Here is a 13,665-nt window from a genome sequence, read left to right on the forward strand (position 1 = left end):
GTAGATCAATAAGAAGAGAAGGAAAGATAAATGAAATTGGAAACACAAGCGGTACACGCGGGCTATCAAATCGATCCAACCACCAAGTCGGTTGCGGTACCTATCTACCAGACAACCTCTTACGCTTTTGACGACGCACAGCATGGCGCTGACCTATTCGACCTTAAAGTAGTCGGCAACATCTATACGCGCATCATGAACCCAACGACTGACGTTTTAGAGCAGCGTGTCGCAGCGCTAGAAGGTGGCATTGCCGGTCTTGCCGTCGCTTCAGGTATGGCAGCGATCACTTACGCCATTCAGACCATTGCCGAAGTCGGTGACAACATCATCTCGGCCAGCGATCTTTACGGCGGTACCTACAACCTATTTGCACACACACTGCCACGCCAAGGCATTGAGGTACGCTTTGTAGCCAGCAATGACATAGCCGCCATCGAATCTAAAATTGATGCGCGTACCAAAGCGCTCTACTGTGAATCGGTTGGCAACCCATCGGGCCGTGTTGCAGACATCGAAGCACTGGCAGAGGTCGCACACCGTCACGGCATCCCGCTGATCTGTGACAACACCGTTCCAAGCCCTGCGCTTTGGCGTCCCATTGAACAGGGTGCCGATATCATCGTGACTGCTGCCACTAAATACATCGGCGGCCACGGCAACTCCATTGGTGGTGTGATTGTCGATTCCGGCAACTTCCCCTGGGCTGAGCATGCAGACCGCTTCCCGCTTCTCAATACGCCTGACATCTCTTACCACGGCGTAGTCTATACAGAAGCCTTTGGTCCGGCGGCATTCATCGGCCGTTGTCGCGTAGTGCCTCTGCGTAATACCGGCGCAGCGATCTCTCCAATGAACGTCTTCTTGTTGCTACAGGGCATTGAGACCTTGCCACTGCGTATGGAGCGCATCTGCTCAAACGCACAGAAAATCGCTGAGTTCCTTGAGAATCACGATCAGGTAACTTGGGTGAAATACGCAGGCCTTGCCTCGCACCAAGATAACGCACTGGCTAAGAAGTACATGGACGGTAATGCGTCTGGTGTCATGAGCTTTGGTGTCAAAGGTGGACGTGAAGCAACGCGTAAATTCTACGATGCTCTGCAGATCTTCCTGCGCCTAGTGAACATCGGTGACTGTAAGTCACTCGCCTCTATCCCCGCCGAAACGACTCACCGTCAGTTGAATGCCGAAGAGTTAGCCTCTGCCGGTGTTACTGAGGATATGGTGCGCCTATCGATCGGTATTGAGCACGTTGACGACCTGATTGCCGATCTGGATCAGGCATTAGCAAGCGTCTAATACGAAGAAGAGCCAACAAAAAGCCCGCTGATGCGGGCTTTTTACTGTTTACTCGATCTAATCGTGATCGCAGAAGGTACTGCAGGTGTGACCTTCAACCTGCTTGCCTTTCGCCTCAATCAGATTGACCGCATCGATAAAGGTAGGTCGGATTGTCTCTTTACTGCTGACTGTGAAGCCAAGATCACGCAATAGGCCATCACCGAGACCGTAGATCCAACCGTGCACATTAAGCTCTTGCCCCCGCGCCCAAGCATCGGTAACCGTGGTGGTGTTACAAACATTGAGCGCCTGCTCGACGACGTTCAGCTCACAAAGACGATCAACCTGGTAAGGTTTCGCTTCCCACTGACCGAGGAACTTGCGATGGTTGTAGTAGACATCACGAATATGACTTAGCCAGTTATCGATGAGGCCGTGACGCTCATCTTCCATTGAGGCAACAACACCACCACAGCCGTAGTGTCCTACGACCATGATGTCTTTGACTTTCAATACATCGACTGCGTACTGAATAACCGACAGACAGTTCATGTCTGAGTGCACGACAAGGTTCGAGACGTTGCGGTGAACGAACAGCTCACCCGGCATCAGATCCACGATCTCATTGGCCGGGACGCGGCTATCAGCACAGCCTATCCAGAGGTACTCCGGTGCTTGCTGTGCTGCCAGGGTTGCGAAAAACTCTGGATTAGCCCGGTGGATCTTTTCAGACCAGCCTCGGTTTTTTTCAAACAGCCCGCTCAGTTTTTTCATAGTCTCTCGTCTACCGCAGTCTCAGTTTAATCCTGGTGCTTCTTATTTGTGGCGCTTCTTATTTATGGTAAGGGACACTCAGCTCATGCACCGCATCGACAAAGATTTTGGCGTGATCTGGGTTCACAAACTGGTGAATACCGTGGCCAAGGTTGAATACGTGACCGGTACCCGAGCCGTAACCTTCAAGAATGCGGCTCACTTCAGCGCGTATAGTATCAGCCGGCGCATAAAGAACCGATGGATCCATGTTGCCTTGCAGTGCCACTTTATCACCGACACGACGACGCGCATCTGCAATGTCTGTTGTCCAATCAAGACCTAGTGCATCCGCACCCGCATCAGCCATCGACTCAAGCCACTGACCGCCGTTCTTAGTGAACATGATCACCGGTACTTTGCGACCATCGTATTCACGAATCAGACCATCGGCGATCTTCTTCATGTAGTCGAGTGAGAAGGCTTGGTACATAGGACCGCTCAGAGCACCACCCCAAGTATCAAAGATCTGAACCGCTTGAGCACCGCTGCGAATCTGCTCATTTAGGTAGAGCGTGACCGACTCAGCAAGCTTATCCATCAATTTGTGGAGTACTTCTGGTTGTGAATACATCATCGCTTTGATGTGACGGAAGTCTTTAGAAGAGCCCCCTTCGATCATATAAGTCGCCAGTGTCCATGGGCTACCAGAGAAGCCGATTAGAGGAACACGGCCGTTCAACTCGGAACGAATGGTCTTCACCGCATCCATCACGTAGCCAAGATTTTTGACTGGGTCTGGAACCGGAATCGCGTCAACGTCTGCCTCTGTGCGTACCTCTTTCTTAAAGCGTGGGCCTTCACCCGCTTCAAAGTAGAGACCTAGACCCATCGCATCTGGAATAGTCAGAATGTCAGAGAATAGAATCGCCGCATCCAGATCGAAACGCTCTAGAGGTTGAATGGTCACCTCACAGGCTAGATCTTTGTTCATGCAGAGTGACATGAAGTCACCCGCCTGGGCGCGTGTTGCTTTGTACTCAGGAAGGTAACGACCCGCCTGGCGCATCATCCATACTGGCGTGTAATCGACTGGCTCTTTCAATAGAGCACGAAGAAAACGATCATTTTTCAATTCAGACATGTTCGCAAATTCCTAAAAATAACTGCGCAGATTGTACCTGCTTTGAGCCTGTTAAGCAGTTAATAAAAAGCCGCTGGGGTCAGCGGCTTTTGATGTAGATCAGCGAGGATTAAACCTCTAGGTAATCAAGAATACCTTCAGCTGCGTTACGGCCTTCGTAAATCGCGGTTACGACCAGGTCAGAGCCACGCACCATATCACCACCGGCAAACACTTTAGGGTTTGACGTCTGGAACGGCAGGCGATCACCCTCTAGTGCAGCATCGACACGACCGTCTTGGTGAAGGTTGATACCGAAATCAGCCATCCAAGGCGCTGGGCTAGGACGGAAACCGAATGCAACCAATACCGCATCAGCAGGTAGGATCTCTTCTGAACCTTCGACCACTTCTGCGCGACGACGACCGTTCTCATCGGGCTCACCCATCTGAGTCGTAACCACTTTGATACCGGTTACTTTGCCGTTCTCACCAACCACTTCAACGGGCTGACGGTTAAACATGAAGTTGACGCCCTCTTCACGCGCGTTTTCGACTTCGCGCTTAGAGCCTGGCATATTCTCTTCGTCACGGCGGTAAGCACAGGTTACGCTCGCCGCTTTTTGACGGATCGAGGTACGGTTACAGTCCATCGCAGTGTCACCACCACCAAGCACAACAACTCTCTTACCTTCCATGCTGATGTATTCAGAAGCATCTTTCTCGTAGCCACGGCAGTGGTTTACGTTAGAGATCAAGAAAGGCAGTGCATCGTAGACACCGTCAAGATCTTCACCTGGGAAACCACCCTTCATGTAGGTGTAAGTACCCATGCCAAGGAAGACTGCATCGAACTGATCAACCAGTTCCTGCATCGTGATGTCTTTACCCACTTCAGTGTTCAGTTTGAACTCAACACCCATCGCTTCGAAGATCTCACGACGCTGAACCATGACATCTTTCTCAAGCTTAAACTCAGGAATACCGAAGGTCAGTAGACCGCCGATCTCTGGGTTACGATCGAATACCACTGGCTTAACGCCGTTACGCGCAAGGATGTCGGCACAACCAAGACCTGCAGGGCCTGCTCCGATAACAGCAACCTTCTTGTCAGTCCACGTCACATTGGACATGTCTGGACGCCAGCCCATCGCAAAAGCGGTATCCGTGATGTACTTCTCTACCGAACCGATGGTCACCGCACCAAACTCTTCGTTGAGTGTACAAGCGCCTTCACAGAGGCGATCTTGTGGGCAGACACGGCCACACACTTCGGGCAGTGAGTTTGTCTGGTGCGACAGAGTAGCCGCTTCAAACAAGTTACCCTCTGAAACCAACTTCAACCAGTTAGGGATGTGGTTGTGTACTGGGCATTTCCATGAACAGTATGGGTTACCACACTCAAGACAACGATGTGCCTGTGCGTTAACGTCCTCTTGCTCAAACGGCTGATAGATCTCAGCAAACTCGCCACGGCGTACTTCTGCTTCGATCTTTTCTGGGCCCTTACGGCCTACTTCAACAAACTGAAAATTGTTGTGAAGACGGGTAGTCATAGTCCCACCTCTTGTCTAAGCCCAGACGCATCTGGGCGATAATCTAATAAACCTAAATCTTACTCTGGAGCGTGTGTCATGCTGTTAAGCAGAACATCTAGGCTCGCCGCCTTTGGCTTAACCAGCCAGAAGCTGCCAAGGAAATCTTCGTAGTTATCCAGAATTTCCTGACCCCAAGCACTGCCCGTTTCACGAACGAATTCGATGATCACTGAGCGCAGGTGGTTTTTGTACTGCTCCATGTGTTCGGTGTGGATACGGTGGATATCAACCAATTCGTGGTTGTACTTATCCACGAAACTACGATCTTTATCCAGTACATAAGCGAAGCCGCCCGTCATACCTGCACCGAAGTTGTAACCTGTATCACCCAGAACCGTTACCAAACCGCCCGTCATGTACTCACAACAGTGATCACCGGCGCCTTCAACCACGGCATGTACACCTGAGTTACGAACACCGAAACGTTCACCTGCACAGCCCGCTGCGAACAACTTACCGCCCGTTGCACCGTATAGACAGGTGTTACCGATAATCGCAGTCTCTTGTGAGGCGTAAGTCACTTCAGAGAATGGTTTGATGACGATCTTACCGCCCGCCATGCCTTTACCAACGTAGTCGTTCGCATCACCCTCTAGAAGAAGGTTCTGACCACCGGCGTTCCAGACACCGAATGATTGACCTGCGTGGCCACGGAACTTAAAGGTAATTGGGTTGTTTTCCATGCCCAAGTTGCCGTGTTTCTTAGCGATAGCACCCGAGGTGCGTGCGCCCACTGAACGGTCACAGTTAGTGATTGTCAGTTCAAACTCACCGCCGGCTGCTGAATCGATTGCAGCTTGCGCCATCGCTAACATGTCAGTGTTTAGACGGCCTTCATCAAACGGAACGTTGCGCTCTTGCTGAACCGTCTGTGGACGATCTGCTGGCACACCGGCATCACTGATGAGCGGCGAAAGATCCAGTGATTTCTGACGATCAGTTTTGCCTTCGATGATCTCTAGTAGATCAACACGGCCAACCATCTCTTCGACAGTGCGCAGACCCAGCTGAGCCATGATCTGACGAACCTCTTCTGCCACAAAGCGGAAGTAGTTCTTAACCATCTCTACAGTACCGCGGAAGTGATCGCTACGTAGACGATCATTCTGCGTCGCAACACCGGTCGCACAGTTGTTCAAGTGACAGATACGTAGGTACTTACAACCCAATGCAACCATTGGCATGGTACCGAAACCGAAGCTCTCTGCACCCAGTAGCGCGCCTTTAACAACGTCTAGACCCGTTTTCAAACCACCGTCTGTCTGCAGACGAATCGCACCACGCAGATGGTTACCGCGCAGTGACTGGTGAGTATCGGCTAGACCAAGTTCCCAAGGTGAACCTGCGTAGTGAATCGATGTTAGAGGTGATGCCGCAGTACCACCGTCGTAACCAGAAATTGTGATCAAATCTGCATAGGCTTTAGCAACACCACAGGCAATGGTACCGACACCTGGACGAGAGACGAGCTTCACAGAGACCAGACCTTCAGGATTCACCTGTTTAAGGTCGAAAATAAGCTGCGCCAAATCCTCGATCGAGTAGATATCGTGATGCGGTGGAGGCGAGATCAATGTCACACCTGGCACCGAGTAACGTAGGCGCGCGATTAGGCTGTTAACCTTACCACCTGGTAGCTGACCACCTTCACCTGGTTTCGCGCCCTGAGCCACTTTAATCTGCATAACATCAGCATTCACCAGGTATTCCGGTGTCACACCAAAACGGCCCGATGCGATCTGCTTGATCTTAGAGCGCTTAATGGTGCCGTGACGGACAGGGTCTTCACCACCCTCACCTGAGTTAGAGCGACCGCCCAGTTCGTTCATAGCAACAGCTAGAGCTTCATGCGCCTCTGGAGAGAGTGCACCGAGCGACATTGCCGCTGTATCAAAACGTGGGTAAATCGCTTCAGCGGGTTCTACTTCATCAATACTAATCGGAGTGACATCTTTAAGCTTAAGCATGTCACGAATCGTCGCGATGCCACGTTCGTTAACCAGTTTAGCGTAACGGTCGTAGTGCTTCTGATCACCCGACTTAACCGCTTCGTGGATTGCTTGAACCACGTCTGGGTTGTAAGCATGGTACTCGCCACCAAACTTGTACTTCAGTAGGCCGCCATCAGTGATTGGCTTACGTGCGATGAAGGCTGTTTTAGCCAACGCCGCTTGGTCCTCTTCAAAGTGAGCAAATTTAGAGCCCTGAATACGGCTAGTAACCCCTTTGAAACAGAGATCAACCACTTCATCACTAAGACCGATCGCTTCAAACAACTGAGCACCACGGTACGACGCGATGGTCGAGATACCCATCTTAGACAAGATCTTGAACAGGCCTTTATCAATACCTTTACGGTAGTTCTCATGGCTTTGTAGAGCATCTTGTAGCATCTCACCAGTGCGACAAAGATCAGTCAGCACACGGTAAGCCAAGTATGGGTAGACCGCGGTTGCACCAAAACCGAATAGCACTGCGAAGTGGTGTGGGTCACGAGCTGTACCCGTCTCTACAATGATGTTGGCATCAGTACGGATACCAGTATCGATTAGACGGTGGTGAACAGCACCCGTCGCCATTGCTGCATGGATAGGTAACTTACCCTTCTCGATGTTGGCATCCGATAGGATGATGATCGATTTTCCAGCACGAACCTCAGCTTCCGCCTTATCACAGACAGCAACGATCGCTTTATCAAGCGATAACTCTTCTGGGTTGTAGTTAAGATCGATAACAGCAACTTCAAACCCTTTTTCATCGTTGTCACGAATACGGTAGAACTTGCTTGCAGAGAGTACTGGCATCGTCAATACAACACGACGAGCGTGATCCGCAGTCTCTTCAAATACGTTTTGCTCACGACCTAGGCAGGTCTCTAGTGACATCACGATCGCTTCACGTAGTGGGTCGATTGGTGGGTTGGTCACCTGAGCAAACTGCTGACGGAAGTAATCGTATGGCGAACGAATCTTCTCTGATAACACGGCCATCGGCTTGTCATCACCCATTGAGCCAACCGCTTCCATGCCACTTTCGCCCAACGGACGAAGCACCTGGTCACGCTCTTCAAAACTTACATTGAACATCTTCATGTAAGTCTTAGTCTCTTCTGGGGACATATCACTGAGCGCTTCCGCTTCAACGGAAAGATTCATCGTGTTCTCTAGACGCAGTGTGTTCTCTTTCAACCACTGCTTGTAAGGCTGTGCCTTCTTAAGACGATTATCGACATCATCAGTGTGCAGTACATCACCTGTCTCTGTATCGATTGCTAGAATCTGACCCGGTCCAACACGACCTTGAGCAACAATATCGCTTGGCTCGTAGCTGAATACACCGATCTCAGAAGCGGTACAGATCATGCCATCTTTGGTCATCACCCAACGAGATGGACGAAGACCGTTACGGTCTAGAAGACAGACCGCGTAACGACCGTCAGTCATAACCATACCAGCAGGACCATCCCAAGCTTCCATGTGCATCGAGTTGTACTCGTAGAATGCACGTAGCTCAGTGTCCATGGTGTCAACGTTCTGCCACGCAGGTGGAATGATCATACGAACCGCGCGGTAGATATCGATACCACCAACCAGTAGGAATTCGATCATGTTATCCATTGATGACGAGTCAGAGCCGGTGGTGTTAACGATTGGCTGTAGCTCATCAAGATTTGGAATCAATGGAGTAGCAAATTTAGAGGCGCGAGCACGTGCCCAGTTGCGGTTACCTTCAACCGTGTTGATCTCGCCATTGTGGGCAAGGAAACGGAATGGCTGTGCAAGAGGCCAGCGCGGTGCTGTGTTCGTTGAGAAGCGCTGGTGGTAGGTACACACCGCTGTCTTCAACTCAGGATCTGCAAGGTCTTTATAGAACACAGGAAGATCGACCGGCATCATCAAGCCTTTGTAGCTGATCACGCGCTCAGATAGGGTACAGATGTAGAAATCTGCATCATCAGACAGAGCGATCTCAACTTTACGGCGAGCCACAAACAGCGCAACTTCAAGCGCTTTTGCATCCATGTCTGACACATTGATCAGAACTTGTTCGATCTGTGGAAGCGTCTCTTTCGCGATAGGACCAAGGCAGCTGTCATCCGTCGGAACTACACGCCAGCCAGCAACGGTAAGGCCCTGCGCTTCAAGTTCGCGATTCATGACAGTACGAGCATTGTCAGCCGCCGCGGCATCCTTAGATAGGAATACCATGCCAACAGCAAAGGTGTCAGTTAGGTCGACATTCAACTCATTCTTAGCGGCTGCACGCATGAAATCGCGTGGCATCTGCATCAACAGACCACAGCCATCACCCGTCTTACCATCCGCTGCAATACCACCACGGTGAGTCATGCAGGCCAATGCTTCAATGGCGTTATCAAGTACCTTATGACTTGCTTCGCCCTGCATGTGGGCCATTAGACCAAAACCGCAGTTATCTTTAAATTCATCCGCGCGATACAGACCGTTGCTCATACGCTATTCCTACCTAAAAACTTAAATAAAATCAGGCACTTAAAACCTGAATACACCTCTAGAGAAATGACACAGAGGCAAAATGGGACCGTAATTCTACACTTCTACGGCTCTGGCTACAAATCGACCAAGAAAAAACAAAAAACGCGCCAAGTTGGCGCGTTTTGTAAGTCGGAATTTTTTTATTCGCCGCTGTAGTGCTGCTTTAGTGTCGATTTTAGGGCTTCGGGGTCGACCTCGCTGGTAACGACTGCCTGACCTAGCTGTTGCAGCAAGACGAGTCGAATCTGACCGTCTAAAACCTTCTTATCAACCGACATCAACTCAATAAACCGATCCGGCGTCATATCTGCTGGAGGTGCTATCGGCAACTTCGCTCGACGCAAGAGTGTTTCAACACGTGCTAAATCAGCAGGCTCTAACCAACCGAGACGCATCGAAAGATCTGCAGCCATCCACATACCTGCTCCCACCGCTTCACCATGCAGCCAATTTCCGTAGCCCTGATCAGTCTCAATGGCATGGCCAAAGGTGTGACCAAGATTCAAAATGGCACGAATACCGCCTTCACGCTCATCTTGTGCAACGACCTCTGCTTTGATTTCACAAGAACGTTTAATGGCATATGCCATCAACTCAGGATCACAGTCGTTAAGTCCATCGATGTTCTTCTCCAGCCAAGCAAGAAATTCAACATCGTAGATCAAACCGTACTTGATCACTTCAGCAAGACCCGCGGCCAACTCACGCTCTGGGAGTGTCTTCAAGACATCGGTATCGGCCAATACCGCTTTGGGCTGATAAAAGGCACCGATCATATTCTTACCCAGCGGATGGTTAACGCCCGTTTTCCCCCCCACCGATGAGTCTACCTGAGAGAGCAAGGTTGTCGGTATCTGAATGAAATCGACACCACGCTGATAGGAGGCCGCTGCGAAACCAGTCATATCTCCGATAACTCCACCACCTAGAGCGATCAGTGTGGTCGTGCGGTTGTGGCGCATCTGCAACAAGGCATCGAAAATAAGGTTAAGAGTATCTAAAGTTTTGAATGACTCACCGTCTGGCAGAATCACTTCGTCCACTTGAAGGCCAGGAAGCTGGTCACGCAGCGCGCTCAAGTAGAGTGGAGCAATCGTCTCATTGGTGACGATCATTACCTGCTTACCCCGAACCGCACCCGCAATATCTACTTTCTGAAAAAGATGGTCGCCTACGTAGATAGGGTAGCTACGGTCACCTAAGTCGACTTTTAACTCTTGCATGCGATGAATCCTGACTACGCGCTTTTCAGAACGCGATGTTTTTTAAGGGCTTTGACGATCTCACTGATGACCATACGCGGATGTCTGCGATCAGTGCGCAGTATCATATCGGCGGTGTCGCGGTAGAGTGGATCTCGTTTTTCTAAAAGGGTCTCTAGTGTCTTGCGAGGATCTTGGGTTTGCAGCAGAGGACGGTTGCGATCACGCGCGGTGCGCTCAATCTGCTGATCAATACTGGTTTCTAGGTAGATAACGAAACCACGGCTGCGGAGGAATTCTCGGTTGGCTGGGCGCATCACAGCACCACCGCCCGTCGCTAAGACGATGTCATCTTGCTGAGTGATTAGATCGATAACCGTCTGCTCGCGATCGCGAAAGCCCTCTTCACCCTCAACATCGAAGATCCAAGGAATATCGGCGCCAGCACGGTCAACAATCACTTTATCGGAGTCAATAAACTCCAATTTCAGCTCGTTAGAAAGCAAACGCCCTATGGTGCTCTTTCCAGATCCCATAGGGCCAATTAAAAATATTTTCAAAAAACAGCCTTACACTACCGCACGTTCAGTGACTCACGAATCAGTTTCGGGGTAATGAAGATCAACAACTCGTTCTTCTGTTCTGTGGTCTGTCGATTTCTAAACGCAGCACCAATAACAGGCAGGTCACCTAGACCTGGAACCTTCTGAACACCATCGGATGCTTCAGTACGGAATACCCCACCAAGCACTATGGTATCACCATCGTTAACCACAACCGAAGTAGTTAATTGGTTTGTATTGATAGAAATTTCACCATTAGCCAGGGTTGAGCCCACACTGTCCTGATTAATTGCCAGATCCATAGCGATTCGGTCACCTGGGTTTAGCTGGGGTGTAACGTTAAGCGAGAGCGCGACATCTTTGAATGCGGTTGTCGTTGTACCGTCTTCAACAGTTTGGTACGGAATCTGTTGCCCAGAGGTGATATTCGCCGCCTTACCATTGGTTGTAATCACCTTAGGTTGTGAAATCACCTCACCATTACCTGTGCTCTCAAGCGCAGAAAGTTCAGCCGAGAGTAGTAGCGAGTTTTTGATAAAGCCGACCGCTAGAGAGGGTCCTGCCACACCGAAGTCCACATTCAAACCAGACTGAGTGACGCCCGCCACACCTGGAGCCGTAATGCCTGAACCAAAAGAGAGCTGACCATCACCCAATACGGTGGTTGGGCCATTAGCAAAACCCCATTTAACACCAAGACTTTCTGAGAAGTTCGCCGAAGCCGTGACTACGCGCGCCTCCACCATGATCTGAGCGACTTCAACATCAAAGCGCTTCAGAGTACGGCGGATATCTTCGATGGCTGCGTTAGTCTCACGCACCATTAGGACGTTGGTTTGGTCATCAGCCAATACAAAACCACGCTCACTGATCAGATTGGCCGCCGAAAGATACTCTTTCATCTCAGAGGCACGGCGGTAGTCGATCTGGATGTATTCGGTTACCAGCGGCGCCAGCTCTTTAACCTGTTGCTGGTTTTCAAGCTCTTGACGTTCACGATCGGCGATTTGTGTTGCATCGCCCACTAGCATGACGTTACCCACGACACGCTTATCCAGCCCGTTGGTCTTCAAAATAATATCCAGCGCCTGATCCCAAGGGACATTCTTCAGACGAAGCGTGGTATTACCGCTCACTTCATCGCCTACCACTAGGTTCTTCTCTGCCACTTCTGCAATGATTTGGAGTACAGAGCGCACCTCTACATTTTGGAAGTTTAGATCGATCTCTTCACCGGTAAACGGGAACAGATCTTTCTGAAGATCCGCTTGAGCACTCAACGAGATCGGTTTGAAATCTAGCACTAGTTGGTTGTTGGATTGGTACGCGAGGTAATCGTAAGGGTCGCTAGAGGGCAGAATCAAAATTGCCGCACTGCCATCAGCATTCATCGAGTCGATAAAGTTAATCGGTGTCGCAAAGGCTTTGACATCAAGCTTTTGAGACAGCCCGGGTGCCAAGGTTGCCCCGACCAGATTAACAATGACGCCGTTACCCTCTTCGATAATATCCAATCCAGCACGATCGTCACTCAGAGAGATCGTCACCCGACCTTGATTGCCTTCTAGACGCTCAAAATCGACACCCACTACTCGTGTTGTGTCATCTACAGTGGTTTTTTGAGCAGGAGCTGCTTTAGATGCCGTTGCTGCAGTAGCGGCTGAAGCTTGAGTTGAGTTACCCATTGAGAGGATCAATTGATTACCCTGCACTGAGGTTTGGTAGCCAACCGATTCCGTCAGCTCGACAACGACACGAAGGCGATCGTTGGTTTCTGCAAAAAGCAGTTTTGATACGGGACCAGAGCCAACACTGATTGAACGATCCAACTGCTCAGATTTATCAACACCCCACAAATCAACCACCAACCTCGCAGGTGTATCCACTGCGTAAATTTTTGGTTCGGCCGGTTGATCCGTGAAGTCAAACCTCAACTCTGTCTGATTGCCCGGCAGCGCAGTCGCAACCACAGCATTTAACGTTTGCGCCGAAGCCATCGTCGACATAAGCATCAAAGTGACCAGAGTAACTAAACGCTGAACCGACATATTTAATTTCCATCTCTTCATATTCATGGCTTACTCCAATCCCGGCAGTTTGACGACTCTGGGTCTGCTCATCCAGCCGCCGCGGCCGTTCGATACAATCTCTTTCAACTCAATACCGCGTTCATCAATATTCACTACAACACCATAATCGATGCCCATGCGAGCACCCATTTTAATCTGATGCACTTCAGAGTTACTGTCTCTGACTAGGGCGATCAATTGACCATCCATTGGCGAGGTAATTGTTCCTACCATCTGCAACTGCTCAACCGGAAACTCTTCCAAGTACTCTTTAATACGATTGAAATCAGGCATGATTGTTGGTGCAACCACGACCTCATCGTCATCGAGAAACTGTTGTGGCAATAGCGGTACAAAGGGATCACGCTGCCAAGGTCCTTCATAAACAAAGGCTTCGTAGGCGATCAGCTCAGGCAGCGGTTCAATGCCACCTCCAGGCGCCGCCAGCTTCTCACGAACAAAGAGTTTAAGGTCCGACGAATCATCTACCCAGATACAACCCTGCAAAAGAGATGCCAATAGCGCGATGAGAGAGAGATGTTTGATTGTTCTATTCATCA

General features: G+C 50.3%; 9 protein-coding genes. 1 reads left to right on the top strand and 8 read right to left on the bottom strand.

What is annotated here, in order from left to right; all coding sequences use genetic code 11:
• Positions 1–30 precede the first annotated feature (30 nt).
• Positions 31–1,302: an O-acetylhomoserine aminocarboxypropyltransferase/cysteine synthase family protein gene (locus XMD530_RS02875; protein WP_173482761.1), complete on the top strand. Its 1,272-nt coding sequence runs from the start codon at positions 31–33 to the stop codon at positions 1,300–1,302.
• 57 nt (positions 1,303–1,359) lie between these two features.
• Here XMD530_RS02875 and can read toward each other — a convergent pair whose 3' ends face one another.
• From can to XMD530_RS02915, 8 genes are all read right to left on the bottom strand, one after another.
• The gene (gene can, locus XMD530_RS02880; RefSeq protein ID WP_173484443.1) at positions 1,360–2,058 is read right to left on the bottom strand and encodes a carbonate dehydratase; all 699 of its coding nucleotides are present in this window, start codon (positions 2,056–2,058) and stop codon (positions 1,360–1,362) included.
• A gap of 58 nt (positions 2,059–2,116) precedes the next feature.
• Positions 2,117–3,181, bottom strand: a complete 1,065-nt coding sequence (gene hemE, locus XMD530_RS02885; protein WP_173489004.1) for a uroporphyrinogen decarboxylase — start codon at positions 3,179–3,181, stop codon at positions 2,117–2,119.
• A gap of 109 nt (positions 3,182–3,290) precedes the next feature.
• Positions 3,291–4,715 (bottom strand): FAD-dependent oxidoreductase, encoded by a 1,425-nt coding sequence (locus XMD530_RS02890; protein ID WP_173480113.1) that lies wholly within the window; start codon positions 4,713–4,715, stop codon positions 3,291–3,293.
• Positions 4,716–4,774: 59 nt separating this feature from the next.
• A complete protein-coding gene (gene gltB / locus XMD530_RS02895) occupies positions 4,775–9,229 on the bottom strand; it encodes a glutamate synthase large subunit (RefSeq protein WP_173480112.1) in 4,455 nt (1,484 codons plus the stop codon).
• Positions 9,230–9,411: 182 nt separating this feature from the next.
• Complete coding sequence (gene aroB, locus XMD530_RS02900) at positions 9,412–10,494, bottom strand: 3-dehydroquinate synthase (RefSeq protein WP_173480111.1); 1,083 nt, start codon at positions 10,492–10,494, stop codon at positions 9,412–9,414.
• A 14-nt stretch (positions 10,495–10,508) separates the two neighbouring features.
• Positions 10,509–11,033: a shikimate kinase AroK gene (gene aroK, locus XMD530_RS02905; protein ID WP_305792067.1), complete on the bottom strand. Its 525-nt coding sequence runs from the start codon at positions 11,031–11,033 to the stop codon at positions 10,509–10,511.
• A 14-nt stretch (positions 11,034–11,047) separates the two neighbouring features.
• Positions 11,048–13,111: a type IV pilus secretin PilQ gene (gene pilQ / locus XMD530_RS02910; protein ID WP_254446168.1), complete on the bottom strand. Its 2,064-nt coding sequence runs from the start codon at positions 13,109–13,111 to the stop codon at positions 11,048–11,050.
• Positions 13,112–13,114: 3 nt separating this feature from the next.
• The gene (locus tag XMD530_RS02915; protein WP_173480110.1) at positions 13,115–13,663 is read right to left on the bottom strand and encodes a pilus assembly protein PilP; all 549 of its coding nucleotides are present in this window, start codon (positions 13,661–13,663) and stop codon (positions 13,115–13,117) included.
• Between the last annotated feature and the right edge of the window lie 2 nt (positions 13,664–13,665).

Origin of the sequence: Marinobacterium sp. xm-d-530 (assembly GCF_013283365.1) — a bacterium.
Classification (GTDB): domain Bacteria; phylum Pseudomonadota; class Gammaproteobacteria; order Pseudomonadales; family Balneatricaceae; genus Marinobacterium_E.